This window comes from Coleofasciculus sp. FACHB-1120 (genome assembly GCF_014698845.1).
In the GTDB taxonomy this organism is placed as follows: Bacteria; Cyanobacteriota; Cyanobacteriia; order Cyanobacteriales; family FACHB-T130; genus FACHB-T130.
Genome location: NZ_JACJTV010000013.1, coordinates 85,688 through 110,805, shown reverse-complemented (window position 1 = coordinate 110,805; position 25,118 = coordinate 85,688). Strand labels below are relative to the sequence as shown.

At 47.4% G+C, this 25,118-nt stretch carries 27 protein-coding genes, 1 tRNA gene and 1 pseudogene; 15 read left to right on the top strand and 14 right to left on the bottom strand.

Annotation, left to right across the window (positions count from 1 at the left end; translation table 11 throughout):
- Positions 1-211: 211 nt before the first annotated feature.
- Positions 212-673: a GNAT family N-acetyltransferase gene (locus tag H6H02_RS14325; RefSeq protein WP_190818876.1), complete on the top strand. Its 462-nt coding sequence runs from the start codon at positions 212-214 to the stop codon at positions 671-673.
- Here H6H02_RS14325 and H6H02_RS14320 read toward each other — a convergent pair.
- The 7 genes from H6H02_RS14320 to H6H02_RS14290 form a co-directional block, all read right to left on the bottom strand.
- Positions 657-1,499, bottom strand: coding sequence for a sensor histidine kinase (locus H6H02_RS14320; RefSeq protein WP_190818818.1), 843 nt, complete (start codon positions 1,497-1,499; stop codon positions 657-659). The genes H6H02_RS14325 and H6H02_RS14320 overlap by 17 nt on opposite strands.
- A 37-nt stretch (positions 1,500-1,536) precedes the next feature.
- Positions 1,537-2,124: an L-threonylcarbamoyladenylate synthase gene (locus tag H6H02_RS14315; protein ID WP_190818815.1), complete on the bottom strand. Its 588-nt coding sequence runs from the start codon at positions 2,122-2,124 to the stop codon at positions 1,537-1,539.
- A 42-nt stretch (positions 2,125-2,166) separates the two neighbouring features.
- On the bottom strand, positions 2,167-3,069 hold the full coding sequence (gene prmC / locus H6H02_RS14310) for a peptide chain release factor N(5)-glutamine methyltransferase (protein ID WP_190818813.1): 903 nt from the start codon (positions 3,067-3,069) through the stop codon (positions 2,167-2,169).
- Positions 3,070-3,175: 106 nt separating this feature from the next.
- Positions 3,176-3,946, bottom strand: a complete 771-nt coding sequence (locus H6H02_RS14305) for a Tic22 family protein (RefSeq protein ID WP_190818806.1) — start codon at positions 3,944-3,946, stop codon at positions 3,176-3,178.
- Positions 3,947-4,271: 325 nt separating this feature from the next.
- Complete coding sequence (locus tag H6H02_RS14300; RefSeq protein ID WP_190818804.1) at positions 4,272-4,487, bottom strand: hypothetical protein; 216 nt, start codon at positions 4,485-4,487, stop codon at positions 4,272-4,274.
- Positions 4,458-4,531, bottom strand: a tRNA-Pro gene (locus H6H02_RS14295). The genes H6H02_RS14300 and H6H02_RS14295 overlap by 30 nt, the downstream gene beginning before the upstream one ends.
- A 125-nt stretch (positions 4,532-4,656) precedes the next feature.
- The gene (locus H6H02_RS14290; RefSeq protein WP_190818802.1) at positions 4,657-5,184 is read right to left on the bottom strand and encodes a GNAT family N-acetyltransferase; all 528 of its coding nucleotides are present in this window, start codon (positions 5,182-5,184) and stop codon (positions 4,657-4,659) included.
- Positions 5,185-5,774: 590 nt separating this feature from the next.
- Here H6H02_RS14290 and H6H02_RS14285 point away from each other — a divergent pair.
- Both H6H02_RS14285 and H6H02_RS14280 read left to right on the top strand, forming a co-directional pair.
- Positions 5,775-5,921: a hypothetical protein gene (locus H6H02_RS14285; protein ID WP_190818795.1), complete on the top strand. Its 147-nt coding sequence runs from the start codon at positions 5,775-5,777 to the stop codon at positions 5,919-5,921.
- A 220-nt stretch (positions 5,922-6,141) separates the two neighbouring features.
- Positions 6,142-6,867, top strand: a complete 726-nt coding sequence (locus tag H6H02_RS14280) for a hypothetical protein (RefSeq protein WP_190414000.1) — start codon at positions 6,142-6,144, stop codon at positions 6,865-6,867.
- A gap of 31 nt (positions 6,868-6,898) precedes the next feature.
- Here the strand turns inward: H6H02_RS14280 and H6H02_RS14275 are convergent, their stop codons facing one another.
- A complete protein-coding gene (locus H6H02_RS14275) occupies positions 6,899-7,042 on the bottom strand; it encodes a hypothetical protein (protein ID WP_190818793.1) in 144 nt (47 codons plus the stop codon).
- Between H6H02_RS14275 and H6H02_RS14270 the strand changes: the two genes are divergently transcribed.
- Positions 7,036-7,998 (top strand): alpha/beta hydrolase, encoded by a 963-nt coding sequence (locus H6H02_RS14270; RefSeq protein WP_190818791.1) that lies wholly within the window; start codon positions 7,036-7,038, stop codon positions 7,996-7,998. The two genes, H6H02_RS14275 and H6H02_RS14270, sit on opposite strands and share 7 nt — an antisense overlap.
- 202 nt (positions 7,999-8,200) lie before the next feature.
- Entirely contained in the window at positions 8,201-8,572 is a 372-nt protein-coding gene (locus H6H02_RS14265; protein ID WP_190818789.1) for a hypothetical protein, read from the top strand.
- Between the two features lie 98 nt (positions 8,573-8,670).
- On the opposite strand, the gene tsaD is transcribed toward H6H02_RS14265, so the two are convergent.
- The gene (gene tsaD / locus H6H02_RS14260; RefSeq protein ID WP_190818787.1) at positions 8,671-9,720 is read right to left on the bottom strand and encodes a tRNA (adenosine(37)-N6)-threonylcarbamoyltransferase complex transferase subunit TsaD; all 1,050 of its coding nucleotides are present in this window, start codon (positions 9,718-9,720) and stop codon (positions 8,671-8,673) included.
- A 102-nt stretch (positions 9,721-9,822) separates the two neighbouring features.
- On the opposite strand from tsaD, the gene H6H02_RS14255 reads away from it, so the two are divergent.
- From H6H02_RS14255 to H6H02_RS14235, 5 genes are all read left to right on the top strand, one after another.
- Positions 9,823-10,323: a Photosystem I reaction center subunit III gene (locus H6H02_RS14255; protein WP_190818780.1), complete on the top strand. Its 501-nt coding sequence runs from the start codon at positions 9,823-9,825 to the stop codon at positions 10,321-10,323.
- Positions 10,324-10,359: 36 nt separating this feature from the next.
- The gene (locus H6H02_RS14250; RefSeq protein WP_190818778.1) at positions 10,360-10,488 is read left to right on the top strand and encodes a photosystem I reaction center subunit IX; all 129 of its coding nucleotides are present in this window, start codon (positions 10,360-10,362) and stop codon (positions 10,486-10,488) included.
- A 115-nt stretch (positions 10,489-10,603) separates the two neighbouring features.
- The gene (locus H6H02_RS14245) at positions 10,604-11,128 is read left to right on the top strand and encodes a photosystem I reaction center subunit XI (protein ID WP_190818775.1); all 525 of its coding nucleotides are present in this window, start codon (positions 10,604-10,606) and stop codon (positions 11,126-11,128) included.
- Between the two features lie 295 nt (positions 11,129-11,423).
- A complete protein-coding gene (purH, locus tag H6H02_RS14240; RefSeq protein WP_190818773.1) occupies positions 11,424-12,983 on the top strand; it encodes a bifunctional phosphoribosylaminoimidazolecarboxamide formyltransferase/IMP cyclohydrolase in 1,560 nt (519 codons plus the stop codon).
- Positions 12,984-13,045: 62 nt separating this feature from the next.
- A complete protein-coding gene (locus H6H02_RS14235; protein WP_190818771.1) occupies positions 13,046-13,753 on the top strand; it encodes a hypothetical protein in 708 nt (235 codons plus the stop codon).
- A 56-nt stretch (positions 13,754-13,809) separates the two neighbouring features.
- Here H6H02_RS14235 and H6H02_RS27910 read toward each other — a convergent pair whose 3' ends face one another.
- Positions 13,810-15,753 carry a sugar phosphate nucleotidyltransferase gene (locus H6H02_RS27910; protein WP_190818769.1) on the bottom strand — a complete coding sequence of 648 codons (1,944 nt, stop codon included), beginning with the start codon at positions 15,751-15,753 and terminating at the stop codon, positions 13,810-13,812.
- A gap of 243 nt (positions 15,754-15,996) precedes the next feature.
- Between H6H02_RS27910 and H6H02_RS14225 the strand changes: the two genes are divergently transcribed.
- Entirely contained in the window at positions 15,997-16,917 is a 921-nt protein-coding gene (locus tag H6H02_RS14225; protein WP_190818766.1) for a 2OG-Fe(II) oxygenase, read from the top strand.
- A gap of 197 nt (positions 16,918-17,114) precedes the next feature.
- Here the strand turns inward: H6H02_RS14225 and H6H02_RS14220 are convergent, their stop codons facing one another.
- Entirely contained in the window at positions 17,115-18,935 is a 1,821-nt protein-coding gene (locus H6H02_RS14220) for an HTTM domain-containing protein (protein ID WP_190818764.1), read from the bottom strand.
- 197 nt (positions 18,936-19,132) lie between these two features.
- Positions 19,133-20,116, bottom strand: a complete 984-nt coding sequence (locus H6H02_RS14215; protein ID WP_190818763.1) for a PEP-CTERM sorting domain-containing protein — start codon at positions 20,114-20,116, stop codon at positions 19,133-19,135.
- A 929-nt stretch (positions 20,117-21,045) separates the two neighbouring features.
- Between H6H02_RS14215 and H6H02_RS14210 the strand changes: the two genes are divergently transcribed.
- Both H6H02_RS14210 and H6H02_RS27905 read left to right on the top strand, forming a co-directional pair.
- Positions 21,046-21,390: a transposase gene (locus tag H6H02_RS14210; RefSeq protein WP_347342610.1), complete on the top strand. Its 345-nt coding sequence runs from the start codon at positions 21,046-21,048 to the stop codon at positions 21,388-21,390.
- Positions 21,366-21,765 (top strand): annotated as a pseudogene (locus tag H6H02_RS27905) (transposase); the annotation flags it as partial. The gene H6H02_RS14210 and the pseudogene H6H02_RS27905, both read left to right, overlap by 25 nt.
- A 33-nt stretch (positions 21,766-21,798) precedes the next feature.
- Here the strand turns inward: H6H02_RS27905 and H6H02_RS14200 are convergent.
- Both H6H02_RS14200 and hisD read right to left on the bottom strand, forming a co-directional pair.
- Positions 21,799-22,224: a universal stress protein gene (locus H6H02_RS14200; protein WP_190818754.1), complete on the bottom strand. Its 426-nt coding sequence runs from the start codon at positions 22,222-22,224 to the stop codon at positions 21,799-21,801.
- A gap of 21 nt (positions 22,225-22,245) precedes the next feature.
- Positions 22,246-23,553 carry a histidinol dehydrogenase gene (hisD, locus tag H6H02_RS14195; RefSeq protein ID WP_190818752.1) on the bottom strand — a complete coding sequence of 436 codons (1,308 nt, stop codon included), beginning with the start codon at positions 23,551-23,553 and terminating at the stop codon, positions 22,246-22,248.
- 205 nt (positions 23,554-23,758) lie between these two features.
- Here hisD and rpsT point away from each other — a divergent pair, with 205 nt between their 5' ends.
- Both rpsT and H6H02_RS14185 read left to right on the top strand, forming a co-directional pair.
- Positions 23,759-24,091: a 30S ribosomal protein S20 gene (rpsT, locus tag H6H02_RS14190; protein ID WP_190818750.1), complete on the top strand. Its 333-nt coding sequence runs from the start codon at positions 23,759-23,761 to the stop codon at positions 24,089-24,091.
- Positions 24,092-24,205: 114 nt separating this feature from the next.
- Complete coding sequence (locus H6H02_RS14185) at positions 24,206-25,006, top strand: YchF/TatD family DNA exonuclease (protein ID WP_190818872.1); 801 nt, start codon at positions 24,206-24,208, stop codon at positions 25,004-25,006.
- Positions 25,007-25,118 lie beyond the last annotated feature (112 nt).

Genomic DNA, 25,118 nt, shown 5'->3' with positions numbered 1-25,118 from the left:
CTTCAGGCTTTATAAAGCATCATTAGTTTGATACTTATATTCAAAAGAAATCTGTCTGCTGGTACAGATTTGTACTTGGGTGTGAGTAAGCTAAACGGTAGATTTCGCTAAAAAAGCTGTAAATTATGGGAATTCGGTGCAATTGAACACCAATCCCCAGCTTGTTGATGAGTAGAATGAGCCAGTACGAGATTCTAAATTATTGATGACGATGGATTGCAGTCATATTCAATTTTGTGACCGTAAATCACAAATCGACTTTCAACAACTGCAAGAGCTGTTTCACTTGGCTGCCTTCTGGGCACAGAACCGGCGAATTGAAGATTTAGAAATTGCGATCGCCAATAGCGATCCAGTGATTAGCGTCTGGGATGAAAACAAGCTGATTGGATTTGCCAGAGCTACTTCCGATGGCGTCTACCGTGCCACTATCTGGGATGTGATCGTACATCCGGCATATCAAGGCGCAGGACTCGGACGCAAGTTGGTGGAAACAGTCTTGAGCCATCCTCGTGTCAGTCGGGTAGAGCGCGTCTACCTGATGACGACTTATCAACAGGGCTTTTATACGCGCATCGGATTTGAATGTAGCAGTCCCAGTACGACGATGGTGCTGTATAACAACCAGCCACTGACCGAGCCTTTGCCTACCCAGGTTATGTCGTCTCAATAGGCACTAGGGGAAGAGAAAACTGAAGCCGGGTGAAATTATCGGCGGCTGAAGGAATAGAGGCGTCTGTAGGTTGGGCTGCAACCACTTCCAGGTGTCCCTGCATTACTTCGATGAGGGTTTGAGCAATCAGTAAATTCATCCCCTCGGATAGTCGTGGCATTTGCAGGGGCGCTCCTTTTCTGTGCGCCCCTCCCAGTTCCGGTGTCTTTTGATCTTTGAGCAAATCTACTGGTTCGCTCCAGACGCTGACCGGGCACTCAGCATCAATCCAGATGTGGATGTACTCAGATGCGGGGGAGGGGGGAACCCAAACCCGAATGTTGCCTTCATCCATGCGAGCGATCGCGGTATCGACTAGATTGAGCAGCACCTGCTGCAATCGTCGCGGATCTGCCAGAACGTAAATCTCTCGATCCGGTGGCGATACCTCAAGGCGGATACTCCGATTCGCTGCTTGCAGGTGAGTCAAGTTGTAGACTTCCTCCAAAACCTTCGTAAGCTCGATCGGTTGAATCTCTATCCGACTGGTGCCGTGTTGAGTTTTGGCAACAGCGATAATTTCGTCGATGAGTTGCATCAGCTTCAGTGCGGAGGCGTGAGCCTGAGCAATAAATTCTCGTTCTTCTTCTGGGTTGTCACACAAATCGGACAAAATCAACTGATGCAAGCCAATCAAACTGTTGAGGGGCGATCGCAATTCATGGGAAGTCCGCGCCAAAAACCCAGCTTTAAACTGGCTCATTTCTGTTGCCATGTGGTATGCCATCTGGGTTTGCTTGAGTTCTTCCAGGATGGCTGTCACGTCCGGATTCGCGTCTTGGGACATAAATGTAATTACCAGTTTTGCTGATTAGCTGAGTCGATTAAACTACCAATTTAACCGCTCCTTGTCGCAAGATTTCCCAGTCGCTGCCCGTCCATTTGGCGACGGTGGAAGGAACGCAAGCCATCGGTGTTGTTTCTAACTCCGAGGGCAATAGGGTCAGGACATCGGGAAACTGCGCTGCAATTTCTGCCATTGTTTGCAGAGGTGGTTCCCCGGAACGATTGGCGCTGGTGGTTGCTAAGGGGCCAGTTTGCGACAAAATTGAGAGCGCGATGCCAGAATTCGGCACACGCAACCCAATTGTGGTCGGGTCAGATGGATTCATCGCTTTGGGAACGCACGCTGAGGCAGGTAATACTAAAGTCAAAGCACCCGGCCAATATTGGTCAGCAACTTGTTGCCAAATCTGCCATTCAGCCGGACTTCCTTGGACAAAATCCCACAAATCTGAGGCGTTTGCGCCCATTAAAATCAGCGGTTTATCTTGCCGCCGCTGCTTTGCTGCAAAAATTAGCTCCGACCGATCCGGTTGTACTGCGAATGCCGGTACCGTATCGGTGGGAAAGCTAACCAAACTCCCAGAACGAGCGCCTTCTATTAAGGCTGCCATTGAAACTTGTGTCATATTTCTAGAGTTTTGAGTTTTGAATAAATCTCCTCAAATTCATCACTCATCGGGTTTCCGATAGGCTAAGGCAAAGCGTTCAATCCCAGCTAAATCGGCGTGAATTTGAATTTGGCAGTAACTGCCTCTATCTTGTAATAGTTGAGCAACTGCATCGGCTTGTCCCGCCATCATTTCAATCAGCCAAAGACCCCCCGGTCGCAGATAGTCTGGCGCTGTTTCTACCAAATTGCGGATGCAATCTAAGCCATCCGTACCACCGTCGAGGGCGAGATGAGGTTCGTGTATCGCCACTTCCGGTTGCAGGGAAGGCAGCAAATGACTGGGAATATAGGGAGGGTTTGATACCATGCCGCTGAGCTGACCTTTTAGGGCGCACAAGGGCTGCCACCAAGAACCTTGGTAAAACTGAATGTGAGCCGCTAAACCTAGCTGCTGGGCATTTTGTCGGGCGATCGCTAGGGCAGCCGGACTGTAATCAACCGCGTGGAGAGTGGCAGATGGAAAGGCCTCTGCGAGTCCGAAAGCGATCGCACCACTGCCAGTTCCTAAATCTGCCCAATGTCCTTGCTGTAATGGTGGGGAGGCTCCACCCTGAGCAGCAGCGGCAACCGCCAAATCAATCAAATACTCTGTTTCCGGTCGGGGAATCAATACTGCTGGTGAAACACACAGAGAAAAATGACGCCAGGGAGCAACACCAGCCAGGTACTGAACTGGCAACCGCTCATCCAGACGCCGTTGCCACATCTGGGTTAACTCCGGCAACGGCATCGGTAATTTTATCTGGGTTCTGTCTTTGAAAAACTCTAACCGCAGCGCCAACCGATCTAGACCGGCGACTTCTCGCAGCAACCAGTCCACTTCTGTTGGGTCAACGTCCGCTGATTTGGCAGCATCCCGCGCCCAGTTGCGCCACTTCCAAAGTTCTATACCTGAAACCATAGACAAGCAAAACGCCAGAATCAAGAAAAAAAGCGAAAAGATAAAGTATGAAGTTCATCCTTCATACTTTATCGTTCATGCTTGATTCTTTTGTCGATTTACCGATTTACCGACGTTGCTGAGTATTTGCGGGAGCAGGACCACGCGATCGCACAAAGTCTACTGACGCTTTGGGTGGAACCAGTACAATGTTGTTCAGCTGCTGATTATTGCTGGTACGTAAAGTTTCAATTACACCCTCCAGATTCACCACTTGAATTTCCACTGTAGATGCCAGAGCTGGCTGTTGCTGTTTGAATCGATCCAGCATACTCTGTAATTCTTCTTTGCTAAAGAAGAAAGGAATGATTGGTTTATTGTCTCGTTGTAGGGTCAAATACCCTTTATCCTTTCCGCCTCTCGCCACAAACAAAGGAACTCCATCAAAATTTTGAACGGGTTTGCCGCTCTGGCTCAGGATTGCCTTTGCTGAATCCACCTGCTGCTGGACGGGTACGAAAGCAAAATCTAGCCCATCTGGCTTGCTTGCATTTGCTTGATCCAGTTTGTAAACGTCTCCCAGCGATACAGGTACCACCTTCACCGTGCTTGCTAGTTGAGCATTTTGCTTCTTTAACCGTTCGATAAATGTTTGAGCATCTTGCTGGCTGATAAAAACACCTGCCACTGCGGTCTTCTTTTGCCCCTCATTTACTGAAGCAACTAATGGAGAACCTTGAGGATCTGTGATCGTAAACACGGGCACAGCTTGCAACTTTTCTAGAACCTGTTGTTCTGGCAATGCCAGCGCCCGCAGCGTTTCCAAACCTGGCAGCGCTCCCAGTACAACACTTCCCACTAAACCCAGTGTTGCGCTCAATCGAACTAATGATCTCATCACAATTCCCTCAAAATTTTTCGTTGAATACCCCGCCTTACCAATAATAGAGTCCAGACAAGGCGATAATGTTTCTTCGCTCTAGCAGTACCCGAATGAACGGGTCTAAGTTTATTTCCAACTAAACTTTATCGATTCTACTGTTTTGTTGCGACTGTCATTTTTGCACTGTTTAACTCCTCATGCCCTAATTCCTGGCACCAAGGGTCAATTTGATGCCTGAACTCGCTATTTATTCATTCTCAATACTGCGTACTCGGAAATGGAATTCCCAAATTACTGAGGGAATGAATCGCGAATTGTAACCCTCTATGACTATGTAAGATTAGGATGAGTTCCAGGCAATCGTCAGCCAACTTATTTCCCGATTTACCAGGGAAAAATCTGGATGGCTCACTTCTTTAAAGGCTCGAAGGAGTTTCGGCAGCGTGTCAGACATCAACACCTGAAAATTATCGAGATGCCCTCTAACCTTGCTGGGTTGGGGGCTAACTCTTTTTACTACTAAAAATCGGGATGACAGGATTTGAACCTGCGGCATCCTGCTCCCAAAGCAGGCGCGCTACCAAGCTGCGCTACATCCCGGTGAAATTCAGCGATTGGCTATTAGCCGATCGAGTCTTGGGTGTTTCATTCCCCTGACAACGGATGTCAGCGACCTCTGGTTATTATAGCTTATTTGTCGATACTTTGGCTAAAGAATTTACAAACTAATCTGGATACCAAAACATCCCTTTAATTCCTTCCGGGTCAGCAATAAAATTCAGTCCCCGGTAAAAATCCACCACCTGGGGGTCAGCGAACAGCGTAATATTGCTAATGTCTTCACTGCGTAGCTTCTTGATCGCGTACTTCATCAACGCCTTTCCCAGTCCTTTGCCTTGGAAATCCGGGTGAACTACCACATCCCAAATAGTGGCATTGAAGGCATGGTCAGAAGTAGCGCGGGAAAAGCCAACCAGCCGTCGCTGGGTTCCTCTCACTTCCCACATCGAAACTACTAAAAAACTATGTTCGATTGCTTTCTTGACCTTGCGTAGCGGACGCCGGGACCACCCGACCGCATCGCAGAGTTCTTCGAGTTCATAAAGGTCAATGTCGCGTTCGGTGCTGAAAAAGATCCGAGAGCCGTTGCCCGTGCGATCGCCTGTCCCTTCTACAACATCCCCCTCCCCCAGCGTCGGCTTCGACGCAGTGCTTCCATCAGAACCGCTAAACAAGCTTTTCCAAAAACCCATGCAGGTGTGGTTAAGGTATTTACATTCTCCAGTTCCCAGCAGTCTGGGGAATTCCCTACCGTGCTTCGCACCGCGCGTGCTAACACGCGATCTGAGATTTCCTGCTCGAAGAGACCAGATCCAACTCTCTCAGGTTTCCCTGTAAGTGCCAAATATCTAACCTCTACAGGATTAAATTTCCGTGTCCGGTGGCGAGAAACGAAGTAATTGTGAGGAACGAATCAATCTCATGCAATCAATTGACGCGGGGGAGTTAAGTACACTCTTGGAGAGCGATACAGTCTCAGTATCTCCGATCCCTCTTATTTCAGCGAATCTAGCCCAAACATCACGAAACAGATGATAACACAATTGCGCTGCCTTTTAAACTACCATGCGCACTCCCCGAGCTGGAGCGGGTGAGGCTTTGTGTGGTTTAGGGCGCAGCAGGCAATAGTGGCAATACATTAGTTAGACTGAATTCTTAGACTGAATTCTCCGGGTTAATTAATTCGCAGCTCCAAAGCAATCTCGATCTCCTTGATATTGCCGAGCAGGTGAAGCCACCGTCTTGCTAAATCCTAGTACAGCTCGGCACAAGTTTTTGACCCATGACTGGAGAGGTAGAGAGGAACAAAGAAACAGAGGCAGCTTTTGACGGGTTACTTACTGGGTGTCACATCGCGTTGGCACAGGTGAGCAAAAACAAAGAAAATCATGTACGGGCGGCTAGTCATGATCCGACGAATGTTAAGTGATTTCACTAAGGGGCAAGGGAGAGCTTGCACCAGTAATCTTTATTATTTGCAGCTTATTTGCACCCATCTACTCAACTCCACCGGGAGTTGGTATCGAGGGGATAATTTTTTTAGGAAAATTTGTGAGAGATTAACCATAAGAGAAAGTTCTTTGGCGAAGGGCACTTGGCTCTATCTCCCAAAATGCTTTTAACCTGGCAAGCGAGTCTTAGCCCTATATATGGCCACGGGTTTGAAATCATCCACACTAGAACTTCTGAAGCGCTTTAATCGGGCGTTTCCTCAGTTCTATGAGCAGTTTGTCAGCAGCGAGATTCAGCTACAAAACTTGAGGCTTGCCTATCGGCTCTATAAAACTACCAGAGCAGTTATTGAGCTGAAACCCGAAGGTAATAAAAGTGCCCTGCATTTTGCTTACCGCAACCAATCTTTTCTGCTGAGTGATATTTTTGGGGTTCTGGCTGCATACGGGCTGACCATCCACAGTCTCAGTCTGTATGGTCAAATCGCTCCTCCGATGCTGGTTTTCATCAAACTGGTGGTGTCTCGTGGTAGCAAAGCACTGACAGACAAAACTTCGGAAAATGTCTGTCGCGCCATTCGGGAAGCTTTGGCTGGGCGCTTTGAAGTAGAAGAGATGCTGGCAGTGGAATTTAATCTGGATGCCGGTTTGGAGCAGGTAGAAACGGAATTTTATGTAGACCCCGTCTTTCATCTTCCGGCGCTGTTAATTGAGGCGGACAACCAACCGGGTCTGTTTTATAAGGTGATGTACGCGATTTGGCAAGAGGATTTACTGGTGGTCAATGCCAATTTGCTCGTCTGGCGAGGGCGCACCCGCCTGATTCTTTACTTGTTAGGGCCGAACGAAAGTGTGATTCCGGAATATTTAGGTCAAAAAATTGCTGAAAGCGTGCGTCAGCGGTTGCTAGGGCGCAGATTTTAATGTTGTGCGATTAGTCGTTTGTCTGATAGTCCTACTTTACGCTTCTCGAAGCGATCGCGCCTACGGGCAGACGTCTCGCAGGTAGCGTTAACTGATGACCCATCATAATGACTTCTTGAGCAATGACTTCTTGAGCAATCTGGTAGAACTTCGGGATAGGATCAAAATATGGCAACCATCGAAATCCTGGGAGTTCGGCACACCTACGATTTGACGCCTCCCATTGCATCATCTACCCCTGTTTTGGTCTTTATCCACGGCTGGCTCCTCAGCCGTCGGTACTGGCAGCCCTTGATTGAGCGGTTAGCACCAGATTATCAGTGTTTGTCTTACGATTTGCGGGGATTTGGTGATTCTCAGCCGCTAGATAATGATGGATTCACCCGTCAAGGAACACCAGTGCTGACCAAGCCAGTCGTCGGGGAGAATCGGCACGAGGAGTGGCTTCGTCCGGAGACTCTGGCGTTGAGCTTCTCGAATTACACTCCCGCTGCTTATGCCAAAGAAGTCGGTGTTTTGTTACAGAAGCTGAATATTTCTAGTGCTTGGCTAATTGGTCATTCGTTGGGTGGCAGCATTGCCCTTTGGGCAGCAGATCAGCAACCCGATTGGGTGAAGGGGGTCGTCTGTATTAATGCTGGGGGTGGTATTTATCTGAAGGAAGCCTTCGAGCGGTTTCGGGCTGGGGGTCAGCAGCTTCTGAAACGGCGTCCCCATTGGCTGTGTTATGTGCCGGGAATTGATTTGCCTTTTACGCGGGCGCAAGTGGCGCGTCCAATTGCTCGGTGCTGGGGACGTCAGCGGCTGATTGATTTTATTACGGCTCATCCAGAAGCAGCGCTGGGAACTTTACTGGATTCGACGACGGAAGCGGAGGTCAACCGCTTACCGCAGGTGGTGTCACGGCTGAAGCAGCCGGTTTATTTTATTGCCGGTGCTAAAGATAGGGTGATGGAACCGAAGTATGTGCGCCACTTAGCAAGCTTTCACCCGTTATTTCAGGGTTGTGGTGAGAACGTGATGGAAATTCCAGACTGCGGACATTTATCGATGGTGGAGCAGCCAGAGGCAGTTGCCACCGAAATTCGTAAGATTGTAGCCAATTGTCCGAATTCTAGCGACCTTGCTTAAGGTAGATGTTTTGTTTCCGCCATAAATCTTTAATCTTTATTAAGATTAAAGGTGTGCTTGCGAAACAACGATGTTGATTTGCGCTTTTTAGATTTTGACTGCGATCGCGATGAGCGATCCGACAAGAGCAGTAATGAGTCTAAGTGGCAACAGAACAATAATACTGATAAATCCTCGGCTTTCCTGGACTTTTACTGAAACCATGATCGATCCAAAACAGACTATTCAAATTTCTTCAGAGTTGACTGACGAACATCTGCTAGCTATCTGTGACGCAGCCGATGTGATTGCTTGCGAGTGCCCTAGTTATTTGGTTCGGCTTTTAAATGATGTCAGAGAGTTTCGCCGTTACACGAACGAGTGTATTGAGCGCTTTCCCTCGGATGCAGAGACTCATCATTGGCTCAGTAGTCGGGCAAATCAGGTAGAAATGTTGCTGTCTTTAACAATTTATGAGCTTTTACAGAAAGAAAATCTTTTAGATGAGAATAATCAGCTGAATTTGCAGCAGCTTTCAGACAGAAACCGGGCGATCGCGCTATCCAAAGCATTACATCCTTACTCATCAAAATGATCGGGAGAATCGATTGATTTAAGGTCTATCCAGAAATTACGCGATCGCTTTGTCCGACAAATATTGCATCCTCACGCCTCAAAACCGGATGCAAACTCCTATTGTGAAGTTTGGTAAAGCTGCATGACCTCAGGAATTGGCAGCCGGGACTGAACGCCCAAAGTCAGTGGGGAAGTATGACCCCGATTCAGATGGTCAGCGGCGGCACAGGCAATCATGGCAGCGTTGTCGGTGCAGAATTTAAGCGGGGGGAATAGCACCCGCAGGTTGCGTTGTTCAGCGGCAATTTGTAGGTGTTTTCTCAGCCCACTATTGGCAGCGACACCTCCACCGATGGCAATGGTGTCAAGACCGTAGTCCAGAGCGCAGGCGATCGCTCTGCGCGTCAGACTTCGCGCGACGCTTTCTTGGAAACTCGCCACAATGTCATTCACCGGCAGCGACTGAGATTCCTGCTGCAACTTTTGAACCAGTCGCAGCACGGCTGTTTTTAAGCCACTAAAACTAGAGTCATAAGGATGATAGCCGCCCCCTGGCAACCCGACATTCCCTTCTGGCAACGGATAGGCTTGCGGATTCCCCACTTGAGCGAGTTGGTCAATCACCGGGCCACCCGGATAACCCAGATTTAACAACCGCGCCACCTTATCAAAGGCTTCACCTGCTGCATCATCGCGGGTTTCTCCCAGTGTCTCGTAAACACCACAATCTTTCACATAAATCAAGCTTGTGTGTCCGCCGGAAACTAGCAGACATAAAAAAGGCGGCTGTAAAGAAGGTTCGCTCAAATAAGTGGCATAAATGTGACCTTCTAGATGATGGACGCCGACAAACGGTTTTCGGTGAACAATCGCGAGAGTTTTGGCAGCCGTCAGCCCCACCAACAATGCCCCTACTAAACCAGGGGCGCAGGTGGCTGCAATACCATCAATTGACGCCCATTCCAACTGGGCATCTTGGAGCGCTTTTTCTAAACAATTGTTAATTGTTTCGACGTGTTGACGCGAAGCAATTTCTGGCACAACTCCGCCATACTGCCGATGAACAGGGATTTGTGAGGCGACGACGCTACTGCAAATTTGACGATTCTTTACGATCGCTACCGCAGTTTCGTCACAACTTGTTTCAATCGCTAATACTGTTGACATTCACTGGTACTTTAATATATCGATACATGATTGCTTCCGTACAAACAATGACCTTGTTTTGTACATAAGAGTTTTCGTTTTGTAACAAAAGGAAACAATCCCATGAAACGATTGTTGGCTTTGATTTTTGCCGTTTGTATTTGGTTTAGCGTTGCCCCAACGGCATCGGCTGATAATAACGTATCGGGTCTGGTGCCATGCAGCCAGTCCAAAGCTTTTCAGCAACGGGCTGCAACCGCCCGTAACACCAACTTCGACCCCGATTCAGGACGCAAGCGTTTTGAACGTTATTCTCAAGCACTCTGCGGCCCAGAGGGTTTACCCCACTTGGTTGTGGATGGTCGCTTGGATCGTGCCGGTGACTTTATCATTCCCAGCATTCTATTCCTGTATATTGCGGGCTGGATTGGTTGGGTTGGTCGGGCATATATTCAATCGGTGAAAAAAGAGCCAAACCCAGAGTATAAAGAAATCCAACTGGATGTTCCTCGGGCTGTTGGTTTTATGCTAAGTGGCTTCACTTGGCCTTTGGCAGCAGTCAAAGAATTGCTCACGGGTGAATTGACTGCAAAAGAAGATGAGATTCCTGTCTCAATTCGTTAGTTACGTTGAATTATTGACTGTTTTGGAGAATGATTCATGCAGTATTTTCTCAAGTATCTTTCCCTAGCCCCGGTTCTAGCTATTGTGTGGCTATCCCTTCAAGCTAGTCTCTTGGCTGTCTTTCTCTACATTTTCCCCGACCTGCTTTTCCATCCAATGCCATAAAGATCGCCGGATTTTGAAGACTGGTTAAAAAATGCTGTATCAAACGATAGAAGCATCTCCAGTTTTAACCCAACGATAATTAGTGGCACTAGCTCATCAAAAGGTGAAGAAAATTATGCAAGTCCAAGCGATAAGTGACTCGAAAGATCGTCGCAACGACCCGAGAAATCGGGAAGTTGTCCACGAAGCTGGCGATCCACAAATCGGCAATTTAGCAACGCCGATTAATGCTTCCGGTTTCACAGAGGCTTACATCAATAACTTGCCAGCCTATCGCAAAGGGCTGTCACCCGGACGCCGAGCGTTAGAAATTGGCATGGCTCATGGTTATTGGCTGATTGGGCCCTTCGCCAAGCTGGGTCCCCTGCGCGATACAGATGTCGCAAACCTGGCGGGTTTGCTGTCAACGGTTGGCTTAATCATCATTTTGACGATTTGCCTATCCCTCTATGCTTCCAGCAATCCTCCCAACCCCACCAAAACGATTACCACGCCCCGTCCTCCAGACGCCCTCAATACCCAGGAAGGCTGGAACGAGTTTGCGAGTAATTTTCTGATTGGTGGAGTTGGTGGTGCGGGAGTCGCCTACCTGCTGATTTCCAATTTGGAATTGCTTCAAGGTCTGTTCAAAATTGGGTAGTAGCAGTAGCGATCGCTAGCTTGGAAACACCTGTTATCCAGAGTTCTAGCGTTCGATACGACGGGTTTACCGCTAGGATCTCCACCCCTCTGTTTAACCAGAAATGCGTGGCATCATGGCTGAGGCAACCCACTCACTATCGATTTTCTTGCCACCAGGCAAGCGGTTATCTTAAACTCCTCACTTCGCTTTGAATGAAGAACCCTGCCCATGCCGTGAGGGCAGGGTTCTCTGTTTGTGCATGAGGGCGATCGCATTTATCCTAAGTAATGGAAAAAGAGGGACTTTACAAGTTATGGCGCGTCTAGCACTGCTGAGTGTATCTGATAAAACCGGGCTAATCGACTTTGCCCGTCAGTTGGTTGAAGAATTTGAGTTTGATTTAATCAGCAGTGGTGGAACGGCTAACGCCCTTAAAGATACTGGGCTACCCGTGACAAAAGTTTCAGATTACACGGGTTCTCCGGAGATTTTGGGGGGGCGAGTCAAAACACTGCATCCCCGAATTCATGGCGGCATTTTGGCGCGTCGGGATGTGCCCCAAGATTTGGCAGATTTGGAGGCGAACCAAATTCGCCCGATTGATTTAGTGGTGGTGAATCTTTATCCTTTTGAGCAGACGATTGCGAAAGAGGGAGTAACGTTGCCGGAAGCGATTGAGCAGATTGACATTGGTGGCCCGGCGATGATAAGGGCTTCTGCAAAAAACTTCCAGCATTTAACAGTTTTGTCTAACCCAACCCAGTACGATGCCTACTTGCAGGAATTGCGGCAGCAGGGTGGGGAAGTGTCCTATGAGTTCCGTCTCGCTAGGGCACGAGAGGCGTTTGAGCATACGGCGGGGTACGACAGGGCGATCGCGACCTATCTCACCCATCAATCTCCTGTAGAGGCAGAGGCACATACATCACCCCTACCCACACAATTCGAGCTTTCTGGACAACAGTTGCAATCTTTACGATATGGAGAAAATCCCCATCAACCTGCTGCATGGTATCAAACTGGCGCAGGTGCCTCTGGATGGGCGGCGGCAACTAAACTCCAAGGAAAGGAACTGAGTTATAACAACTTAGTGGATTTGGAAGCAGCGCGGCGGATTATTGCCGAGTTTCCCGATACCCCAGCAGCGACGATTATCAAGCACAATAATCCCTGCGGCGTAGGTTTGGGCAATAGCTTGTCAGAGGCTTATGAAAAAGCTTTTAACGCTGATTCGGTTTCGGCTTTCGGTGGGATTGTGGCGCTAAATCAGCCGATTGACGCCGCTACGGCGACAGCACTTACCAAAACATTTTTAGAATGTGTTGTGGCACCGGGATGCGAACCAGAGGCACAGGAAATTCTGGCGGCTAAGTCTAAGGTGCGGGTTTTGACTTTGCCAGACTTGGCGGCTGGGCCAGAAAATACAGTTAAAGTTATTGCCGGTGGTTTCCTCGTCCAAGCTTCAGATGACGTGGTGGAAAACGCCAGCCAGTGGCAAGTCGTCACCGACAAGCAACCAACGCCAGAACAACTTGAAGAATTACTATTTGCCTGGAAGGTTTGTAAGCACGTCAAGTCTAACGCGATTGTTGTAACACGCGATCGCACTACTTTAGGTGTCGGTGCCGGACAAATGAATCGCGTCGGTTCAGTCAAAATTGCCTTAGAACAAGCCGGGGAAAAATCCCAAGGTGCCACGCTTGCCAGCGATGGTTTCTTCCCCTTCGATGACTCGGTGCGGACAGCAGCGGCGGCAGGAATTGTAGCGATTGTTCAGCCGGGAGGCAGTCTGCGCGATCAAGATTCGATTAAGGCTGCCAATGAGCTTGGTTTATTGATGGTGTTGACAGGCATCCGTCACTTCTTGCATTAAGTAGTTGAATGTAGAGCATCTGAGTTGTGTAAATTTACATATTGCTTGCGGCTTTTTAAGTGATGCCATTAGTTGCGCTTAGCAATCGGGTTACTCTAATACCCGTGGTTGAGTTCGCGCCAAGCGACTATTCTCAGAGCGAACGGAGTTGTCCTAGCGGTAGCTTAGTAGAAAATCCCAACGCTTGGTATCGATACTGGAAGGAGAGCCTTGCCGATTCGGAACTCGAAAGTCTAGAACCGATCCGTCCTGGTTCTTGGCTGGTGCCAATTTCCCAATTGGTTGAGCCATTTGTCCTAAGACATCTGGTGGGAAAATATTTCGAGAAGCTAGAAATGGCTACTTCGAGTCCGGATCTAGAGTGTATCGGTTCTTTTTCTGGAGGCTATGTCCTATGTTGCAACGATAATATCGCTATAGAGCCGACCTGCTGTAGTGGTTTAGAGAACATAGCAGCGTGGGAAGAGGCCGTGACCTATCGTAGAGAGCAGTGGGAGGAACTGTGGATTGGTCATCCTTGGGTTTCTGTTCGGTTTGCTTCGGGAAATCTGTGCATCAGCGAGTATCACGAAACTTTCAGCTCATCAACGCTACCAATCTGCGCTACCCGTTACACAGTCAAACCTTCCGTACTTGAGGTTGCCATAAGAGCCGCTAAGACAGAGCTAGAACTGTTTAGACAGCGGTTACTCTCAGTAGTACAAGAGTTGACGCCAGCAGCACTAGCCTCAGAGATAGTTTGTATTTTAACGGGAGCGAGGAGCAGCTGATAAGCGATCGCAATTATCCTGGTTCAGATGCTAGAGTGCGATCCCTCACCTTTTAATTACTGCGCTGCATTTCTAAAATCAATCATTGTCTGGCGATAGGGATCTGGCAATCCGGTGTCATAACACTTACCGTTGACAACATATCCGGTCATCCCCTCTTCCTGTTGCAATTGGTCGAGACAGGATGTTAACTGAAATTCGCCTTTTTCGTCGCGAAAGTTGTTGTTAATATTATTTTCGAGAAATTCAAATATTTTTGGTGTGAGTACATATAAACCGAATATACATAGGAATTGATCTTCTGCCATTCCCTCTACACGAAGATGCTGGCGTGCATACTCAATTGTGGGCTTTTCTGCAAGTTTTGTTACTGAAAGGATTGAGTTTGATCCCTGCCAAATGCCTGTAACACAGCCAGATTTATAAAGGCTTTCTGCGGGAAGCTTAGTCAAACTAACAACACTTTGATTAACTTGCTCGCAAATATCTAAAAGTTGACCTGCACATGAAGTTTCAGTGTCCGACGAGTAAACATGATCGCCCAGCATCAGCAGAAATGGCTCATCTTTCACCCATTCTTTGGCACAGAATACAGCATAACCGTAGCCTTCCGGCTTGTCTTGATTCAGAATTGTAATTCTGCTGCCTAATTCTTGTAGATACTGGCTATATTCCTGATTTTGCGGCGATAATTTGTTGAAAAGTTCTGCTGACGGTGGAGATTTGAAAAACTCCTCAAAAAGTGCGCGATCGCCTGTTTGAACCACAATTCCAACTTCTTCTATCCCAGCGCTGATGGCTTCTTCCACAATTGCCAGAATAACCGGCTTGGCACGACCCTCTCGATCGATAATCGGAAAAAATTCTTTTTTCACCGCCTTGGTAGCTGGAAACAAGCGAGTGCCGAAACCCCCGGCTGGAATTATAGCTTTGCGAACTTTGCGTTCTGCTTGAATTGTTAGCTTTAAACCTTGCATTTGAGGAAAATCCCGTTCAATAATTTCAATGACTTTTTGCTGGCTTTCTTCGTCTTTAACGATAAATTGTGCTGTACCATCGCCTTGCGAACCAACGCCTTTTCCTCCCAGAATATACGGCTGAATGGGTTCATAATTGAGGATTTGGTGCAGGATGGGAGCCGTTAACTGCTCAGGACAGGCGGGAATTAGATGCTTATCAAATTGGGCTTGTGCCTTTTTCATTAAGATACCGATTTGTTCAGCATCTCCTTTTTGCAAGGCGTCAACTGCTTCTTGAGTAATTTGAGAACTGATGGAGCCAAGATATTTTTGGACATTCTCTTGGACTTCGTTACTGGCGAAAGGATAACACTGATTCAAGTTACTGAGTATTTCTTGGGTATTTTTCCCAGCACCGAGATCGACAATTACAAAGAACAGGTTTTTGGGTACTTTTAATTCGACGACATCAGTGTGTGAAGCAAAGCGATCGCCATCAAAAACCATCAGGATCGGGCGATCGCCGTAAGCACACGCTTGATCCATCCGTCCGCAGCGAGAAGGCGTAGTAATCTCCCCCAGATAAGCAAACTCCATTTCGTCTTGGAGGGTCATCTTTAAGTCATACACGCGATTGAAGGCACGAGCCACGAGGACACACAGCGCCGCACTGGAGGACAGACCTTTTTGAATGGGTAAATCTGTCAGGTAATTGTCGATTTCCAGCCCACGGACTCGGTAGTGACTCACAAACTGGTAGGCAACGCCAGCGGCATAACTAAAGAAATCACCTTTTTCAGCCTCGGCAAGTAAAACCTCGGCGTCCATCGGCAGAGTCAGCATTTTCCGGGTGCCATCACTCAGGGAAGTGTAAAGAATCAGGTAGATTGGATGAGGCTTTACCTCAGCATAAAGTCCCTGATTAGTCCCAGCGATCAGTGCGTAGCCTTTTTGTAGATTCGGATTGAGGCGGCGATAGTCTCCCGCCCAATCGCTGTGTTCACCGAATAAACACAGGCGACCTGGAACAAAAAATTTCATAAATTTCATGCTGTTATCTTCGCCCCCTCTAGTAATAAATTACTTTGAGTGGTGAGCAAGCGATAGACAAGCGATCGCTCTTTTTGTCTATCGCTTGTCTATCGCGATGATTCGGCTTTTTGCATCCTGTGGGGTGTCAGCACCAGTCCATATATCGCATCGACTGGTTAAAATTGCTCTGAAGCTGGGGAGAAAGCCCAGAGATAGTTTCTTCAATTTTTCAACATCGAAGAGGAAACGTTTATGCAATCAGCCCCACAGCAGCCTAATGTCCAGGATATAAAAGTTCAGCTTCTTCTAACCGGAGGACATGAGTACACAATTTATCTAAAGTCAGATTCACCCGTACTCCACAGTCTGCTGAAGACAATTGTGGCGCAATCCCAAAAACAGGAAGCAATATTTTCTTGTTTATTTCAGATTCCCATCAATGAGGGTCATGCGGCTCTGTCTTTTTCGAGCGATCGCTTGGTTGGCATCGTTACGGAACCACCCCTGTACGTGCAACAAAATTTGCCGCCAATAGAAGAGACACCACCTCAAGCTGTAGATTTTTTACCAAATATTTTACCTTCTGAATATGTGCAAATTGATAATTTCTTAACCTTAGAGGAAAAGAACCGCTTACTTAATCACGTTTGGCAACAAGAATCAAACTTTGTTTCTACTAGCACTTCAACAAACGAGGTTGACTATCGTCGTTCAATGGTTCTCTATTACTTCCCTGAATTTTCTGAATTGGTAGTCAATCGAATTAAAGCGATTCTCCCAAATGTATTCAGAAAACTAGGAATACCTTCTTTTAGAGTTTCCGATATTGAAAGTCAGTTAACTTCCCACAATGACGGCAATTATTTCAAAATTCATAACGATAATGGCAGCCCTGAAACTGCCACGAGAGAATTAACTTATGTTTATTACTTTTATCGTGAGCCAAAGCCCTTTTCTGGTGGAGAGTTACTGATTTACGACAGTAAGGTTGAAAATAATTTTTACGTACAGTCAGACTCGTTTAAAACAATTGAACCTCGGAACAACAGCATTGTGTTTTTTCTAAGTCGCTATTTACATGAAGTGCTGCCGGTTATTTGTCCTTCTAAAGCCTTTGCAGACAGTCGATTCACTATTAATGGCTGGGTACGTCGGCAAGAAAATAACGTCTAAAGTTGCGGTTACACAAACAAAGACCGCCTTCGCAGTCTAATATCAATTTTGGTTAATTGACCGGCAAATAATTAGCTTGTCTCCCTCAGGCTACGTTTTGGTAGCTGTACCCTTCAAGGTCTAAATAAATTCAGGTAAACGTAGAATACTGCCAATATTATAGGCGACGAAAAAAACGCATCGAAATGCACATCAGCTTAGTTATCTTCTGAAGATGTCTTAAAGCAGGAATGCTTCCAAATACGAACCTTTTTTACCGTTGGGGTTTGATAATTTGATAGGGTATTTTCTTGCATAAAGTAAATAGAAAAGGTGTCAAGCTGCTGTGACCCTTGGTGCTGAGTATTCCAGTTGCGGCAAAGATATCGCCCATAGTAAAGACGATACTTGGAATTCTCCTTGCTCCAAATATTCATCATGTATTTGCGCCAACGCTCGTTTGAATAAGTCGCAGACACAAGACGTGGTTTTTCCCAACTTATAGGTGTGCCATTTTTAAAAACATCTATTTCAGTACCATCTTTAAGCTGACCTGGAATGACATACCAACCATCATCTTTAAGTGGATAGGGGGCAAACATACTCCATTTCTGGTCTAATCTCAGTACAAGAGTTATCCAATTAACTACGCTTGGCAGCTTAAAGATAGAGGGAGCAATTGTCCTGAGATTCCACAAAGCTACGCAAATCAATAAGAGGAAGGCGATGATATTCGTTAACCACGAAGAACGCACTTCCTGGGGGCGAAACTTTAAAAGAGTCGTGGCTTTAGAGGCGGCGCGGCGATTGTTAGCAATAACTTCGTAGACTTTCGTACCCGCAGACAAGACAGGACGCCATTCCAGCAAGGGACTCAGAGGTCGAAGTAAGGGTGATAGGTGACAGACGTAGGCGATCGCTTTAAATTTGAAATGTTTGTATCCTTCCCAATCGACCACTACCCAGGAATTGTGAGTTTTCATGTCCGCGAAAATTTCCGGGTCATCCTGAGCTAAAAGTAGTGGCGTTCCTGGTAATACTAAGAAGGTGCGGAGCAGGTATACGGTCTTTTTGCAGAAACCACACTCTCCGTCATAGTAGATTTTGAGTCCCTGACATTCCGGAGTTTGCAGGCGCTGGGAAATCCTATTCCAAAACTCGCTAGGGATGAAAACCAGCCAAGCGATCGCACTGATAAACGGAAAAAGACCCAGCGTTAGTCCTAGTCCAAAACCGAGATGTAACAGGATAAATGTCACCACCGCACACAAGCGGAAAAAGCTAGTACGGATGGGGATGAACAGTAAAAATGGCCCTAATAACTCAATCCCCAGCGTGGTGTAGGTTAAAAAGACGAGCAGTGGCGGCGGAAATCCTAAGAAGAATTGACCGATAGGGGTGGCAAACTGATCGATGCTCAAGGCATAATAAACGGCGCTGCCTTCTTTCCACCAGATCGGATCGGACTTCAGCGCCCATGTAAACCAGTAGACAAAACAGATTTGTAGTGTCAAGGCGACCGTTGCACCGGACAAAATGCGCTCTGGCAAAGCTTTTGAGGATGAATTAAGGGCGCTATCCACCGAATAACAAGCCCCTAACGGCAAAAACATTGCCCAAAATAGCAACAAGCGAAATTCGATGTCTCCAGCACTGAGTACCATCGAGTTTCGACTATGAAGGGAAACCAAGAGTGCCCAGGAGACGATGGTGACAAATCTTGTTCGATAACCGATTAACAGTGAAAAGGCAATAAATCCAGCAAATAAGAATAGAAAACTTTGAAATAAGGCTTGACCACTGAGTAAATGGACTGACCAGAACCAAGGATTTAAGAATTGTTCAATCAGTGGGGCGCGAGGAAGGATTCCAAAATCCGTGTAGTGAGCTTTGAGATCCTGGGAACGTTTAACCAGATCGGTAAGGAGCAGCAACGCTAGACCGATGCGAAACAAAGCGAGCGATCGCAAGTCTAACCCAAACAGTTCTTCTAGCTTCCTCTCAAAGCCACTTTTAAATTTTTTCTCCTTGGAGAACATAGAACGTTAGCCCCTTAATTGACAATTCGGTTATAACTAAAATCTGTATAAAAGTCGCCAAAATCGCCATTCATTATCCAAATTACAGTGCCACCGATACAGAAGCACCTTGTTAGCAAAAATTAGGGTTGGAAGTTCAACTAAACTTCCAACCCCCATCGCTTACCGAAACAATGACTATTTAATCAATGAGTGGTTTAGTTAGATTTCCGACGGCGCACTACTCTCAATCCTCCAACCATTAAGGCTAGAGCTGCCACAGTGCCTGGTTCTGGTACCTTTGTTGAACCACCGTTGTCGCCGCCGTTGTCACCGCCGTTATCACCGCCGTTGTCGCCACCGTTGTCACCGCCGTTGTCACCGCCGTTGTCGCCACCGTTGTCGCCGCCGTTGTCGCCGCCGTTGTCACCACCGTTGTCACCGCCGCCATCGTCGCCGCCGTTGTCACCACCGTTGTCACCGCCGCCATCGTCGCCGCCGTTGTCACCACCGTCGTCGCCGCCGCCGTTATCGCCGCCATCATCGCCGCCACCGTTATCGCCGCCATCATCGCCGCCACCGACGATAGTTCCGCCTAGCAATTTGTCACTCCCCTCACCATCCACCTGCTGGAAGCGAACTGCCGCCTGAAGGGTGTTATTCTGAAATCCAGCCAGGAATTGGCTTTCAAGTGTGGCAGCAACGAGGTTTGTACCACTCAATAAAAAGCTGACAAGCGTACTGGCACCCTCAGGAAGGGCATTATTAGCATTGCCACCTTCAAAGTTGTTGTTATCAGCAACAGCAACGCTAAAGTTACCGACCTGATTACTAAAAGGGGTAAAGTTAACGTTTTGTAACAGTGTAGGGAAGAAACTGCTGCCTGTGTAGGAGTTGCTAACTACGGACAAACCTGGCAGGAGATCAAACGCAAAACCTGTCAGTTTAGACGTCTCGGCTCCAGCACCGAAAGGAGGTATCTCACCAGTAGTGTTGGTGATATCCAGCTCAAGCAGAACGTTGTCTCCTTCCTGAGTAAAACCGAATTCTACAAAAGCTGATGCGCCAGTATTTTCAGTAGATTGACTGGTGGAATCAAAAGATATGCCGAAGGCTTGTGCAGAGGTTGGTACTAGAAAAGAGGATGTAATAGCAATGCCAGCTGCTGCTAAAACAGAAGGTAAAAATGAAGTTACTTTCATCGGTGAAATCTCCCTGTAAGACACAAGATTTAATTGGCGTTTGTAGATAAGGCTTTTTCTTTAGCTCTGCTTACTTCACGCTCAGCTGATGTACGCAATATATCAGTGGCTCCCTTGAGCCACAATAGGGTTTCAGTAATTTCTCGATATCTTTAAATAAAATGCCAGCGCTCTTTATGGCTGCTTCATAATTCTACTGATGAGGGTTTTACTTAATTTATTTACCTAATTAAAACAAGGTTTTTCGCTAGTTTCTAATTTAAATCAAGGTATTTTTACTGAGGTTTTATAATAAATTTATATAGCAATAGATGAAATTCATATTTAATCAAAATTTAAATATCAGGGTTTATACGTAACTTATTGATAGCTTTAAATAAATAGTGATATTTCTTTATTGTTACTTTATAATTAATGAGTATTTTCCGTAATTAATCAATATTTTTCAAAAAAGCGATCGCTGTTTTCAGCTACAAGCTTTAAACCGCTTTCACCGCATAGGCAATCCTCAAACAGGTAGAACAGCGTAGACTCGTTTTAGTTCCCAACTGTGTTGTATCTTTAAGCCCAGATGATTCTTGGGCAGTCAGTTCTGACTACTTACGAGCGGTTGCCGAGGCAGCTTCCAATACGGTTCGCGAAGAAGCCAAAAAACCTCAGTTCGGGATGAGAAAGGGGCAGAACAGATACGCTGAAAGTGCTAAATTCTCATCCCTCTGCTTGCCCCTGTTTGGTCTAGAACAAATGTTCTGCTGGCCTGATGACTTCTGCTAAACCTTTGAACCACTTTCTTTATCCCCAACTCCTTAGTAATGGGTTGCAATAACCGAAGCGACCACGTCGTCTATGCTTGAGCAAAACCATGACGATTCTGATTGGCTTCTTATCAGTCGGGTTACCGCAATTTTAAAGCCTACTATCAACAGAAGGTGCAGCCTCAGTGGCTGGATGCTTTTCTGGGTCTGTCATTTACCGAAGGTTTGTTGAGGGGATACCCAGTGCTCTACTGTCATTATGTGCCTACCTACGTTCCTGCTGGGTGTACCTGTAGCGGCATCAGCTTCATAGATTCCACCAGTCTTATAAGACTGCCACAATCGCCGCATCCGGCAGCTCGCGGTAAGACTTCTGTTGATTGGTTCTTTAGTTTCAAGCTGCATATCGTGGTTAACGACAAGGCGAGGTTCACGGGCTTTGTACTGACATCGGGAAATACCGACAACCGCACCTCGGTGCCTAAATTGCTGCGAGGGTTGGGGAGCTTGCCATTTTGATGCTTGCCATGTCCAGCAAACGACTATTGAGCCACTCATCAAAACAACCATTGCAGCAGGCACTCAGATATATACCAATGAATACGCCATCTACAATCCCTTACCTGAGTGGAGCTATACCCACAAAACAGTGTGTCATTGCAGGGGTAAATATACTCGCCATGAGGATGGAGATGGCTTCTGTAAAGTCCATGTCAATAGGATATATCAACACAATGGAAGCATAAGAGATGGCTCTTGCGTTCCTAGTGGCGATCGCATCGGAGTATCTCTCAAGAAAAGCTGCCGTTGTACTTAGGTTTTTTTGAGTTCGTTCACAATGCTAAAAAGCGAGGGCTTTGCCTGACTAATTGCTTTGTTGGAGAATCTACTTAATTAACTCCCTGGAATCCCGTTTGATCCTAATTTTTATGCCTGCTTCACTACCAGCACCGAACAAGGGGCATCAGCAACAACTTGGCTGCTGACAGACCCCTCTATAATTCGCTTCAAACCCGTTAAACCCCGACTGCCAATCACAATTAAGTCAGCTTGATAAATATTCGCAAGCCGGATAATTTCTTCAGCGGGGTCGCCAGTGACGATTTCTAGTTCGCTGTGGCAGGGTAAAGCAGCCTGATAAGATTCCATCTCCTTTTCTATCTGTCGATAAGGCAGATCCTCCGAAGAAGAATGGGGCTTGTCAACAGCAATTTCTACCTCAGACCCTGAAGAAGGAATGACGTGGGAAAGGATGATTTTGGTTGTTGGCTGTAGTTGGAGTTCTTCCAGGGAATGAATCACTGCCTCCGAAAGCTCTGAACTGTCGAGAGCCACCAGAATAATTTTTAGCACCCCAAAATCTCCTTATTTTCGTTATTCGTCAGACCTCTTCTCGATTCGCAGCCGCACGGAGTCAGCGTGGGAAGGCAAACCCTCGGCTTGGGCAAGTATCTGGATAGCATTGCCAAGCTTCTGGAGCGCTGTGGGCGAGTATTGAATCAGACTGGAGTGTTTCAGAAACGTTTCCACTCCCAGTGCTGAAGCATAACGGGCAGCGCCGGAGGTAGGCAGCGTATGATTCGGTCCTGCTAAGTAGTCTCCCACAGCTTCGGGCGTTGAAGAACCCAAGAAGATAGCACCGGCGTGGCGAATTTTTTCCAGCAGATCCCAGGGTTCTTGGACTTCGAGTTCCAAGTGTTCGGGGGCGAACTCGTTGGAGAGGTCGGCAGCAACTAACAGAGAGTCAACTACCACAATCAAACCGTAATGAGCGATCGCTTTCTCGGTGAGTAGCCGTCGCGGATGATCTTCCAACTGACGTTCTACTTCTAGCTGTACTTTCTTTGCCAACCCGGCTTCTGTCGTCAGGAGAATTGCCGCTGCCATCGGATCGTGTTCCGCCTGCGCCAACATATCTGCCGCTACATAGACAGGATTGGCGTTTTCATCGGCAATAATCAGTACCTCAGAAGGTCCTGCCAGGGAGTCAATCCCCACAGTGCCATAAACGAGCTTTTTCGCCAGGGTGACGTAGATATTACCGGGACCAGTGATGACATCTACCTTCGGAATGGTTTCGGTGCCATAAGCCAAAGCCGCGATCGCTTGAGCGCCCCCAATCCGATAAATTTCCTGCACCCCAGCTTCTTGGGCTGCTACTAGCACCGCTGCATTAATCGTTTTTTCTTGCCCTGGTGGCGTCACCATGACAATTCTTGGTACACCCGCCACCTTCGCAGGGATGGCGTTCATCAATACCGTACTTGGATAGGATGCTCGACCGCCAGGAACGTAAAGCCCTGCTCGGTCTACCGGCGTGTAACGCTTCCCCAAAACAATCTCATCGTCCCCAAATTGAACCCAAGATTTCGGGACGCGCTGCCGGTGGAATGCTTCTATTTGTTGACGTGCCAGTTGAATTGCGTTGAGTAACTCCTTGGACACCTGTTGATAGGCAGCATCCAGTTCTGAGCCACTAACGCGCAGCTGTTCGGAATTTAAAGTTTGTCGATCGAATTCAGCCGTGTAGTGCAGCAGGGCTTTGTCGCCCTGGCGCTTCACAGCCTGTAAGACTTCCCGAACAGTTGCCTCTTTATGAACAATCTGGTCGTCATGGGTGCGATCGCAGATACGCCGCAGTTCAGTTCTTGCCTCAGCTACCTGAGTAATGATTCGCAGCATGGAGTCGGAATCACCATCTAGGAATTACCCGCCTGAGTTCAGGTATATCACTATCCTCATCCGTTGAGATGAGGCAGCCTACTACCTGTACTCGTTTCTATAGCTTAACCTGGATTTTTCAAGGGATCGCTATAATTTATGGAGAGATGGTATATTAATCTATCTAGTTCTGTTTGTTAACCGTACAGAGTTTTCCTCAACGACTGTGGCCAATACTAAGTCAGCCCTAAAGCGAGTCCAAGTAGCCGAACGCAACCGGCTGCGTAACAAGACCTACAAATCAGCCGTAAAAACGCTGATGAAGAATTATCTTGCAGCCGTCCAAACCCACGCAGCCAATCCCACTGCGGAATCGCTGCAAGAAGTACAGCGGCGGATGTCAGAGGTTTACAGCAAGATTGACAAAGCGGTAAAGCGGGGGGTGTTGCATACCAACAACGGTGCCCGTAAAAAATCCAATCTCGCCAAGGCTCTCAAACGCACGCAGCCCCAGCCAGAAACTTCATCCCCGGCTTCGTCGGATGCTTCTGCTTCCTAGCGGCTAGCCGCTTGTCACTAGCCAGCAGTCAGTTGTTTATCGGAGCCGGTAATCGGTAGAACTTCCACTACCCGTTACCCGCTACCTAATTCTTGATGACCAATGACTGAACAGATACAGTTGTTCGATACCCATGTCCATATAAACTTCGATCTCTTCCAGTCCGATCTGGAAGAGATTAAGGATCGGTGGCGCAAAGCGGGTGTCGTTCGACTGGTACATTCGTGTGTGGAACCTGCGGAGTTTTCAAGCATTCAAGCCCTGGCAAACCGATTTCCAGAACTTTACTTCGCCGTGGGGTTACATCCCCTAGATACCGAGAAGTGGACATCAGAGACTGCCGAACAAATACGTTCGCTGGCTAGTTCTGACCATCGAGTGGTAGCAATTGGCGAAATCGGTCTGGATTTTTATAAAGCTGAAGATAGGGAGCGGCAAAAAGTAGTTTTTGAAGCACAGCTAGCGATCGCGCAGCAACTTGATTTGCCTGTAATTATTCACTGCCGGGATGCTGCCGCGACCATGCACGAACTGTTGCAAGATTTCTGGAAGCGCACTGGTCCCGTGCGGGGCGTCATGCACTGCTGGGGGGGCACTTCGGAAGAAATGCAAGGATTCTTGGATTTGGGATTCTATATTAGTATCAGTGGTATCGTGACGTTTAAACACGCCACTCAGGTTCAGGAATCGGCGAGAATAATTCCCAGCGATCGCCTCCTAATTGAAACCGACTGCCCCTTCCTCGCACCCGTTCCCAAACGTGGCAAACGTAACGAACCCTCCTACGTCCGATATGTCGCAGAGTGCGTTGCCCATCTGAGGGGTGTCTCTTTAGAGACTCTAGCAACGCAAACCACCCAGAATGCCTGCAATCTGTTTCGACTTTCCGTACCTCAGCTTTGTGCTACGGTTTAGTGCCCAACGATCGGGGCCTTTATCCATGCCGCGTCCCGTGTACCGTACCTGTCCTGGGTGCTGTAAACACCGGGAAGGGAGGGGGAACCCCGACAGAGATATCCCGACCCAG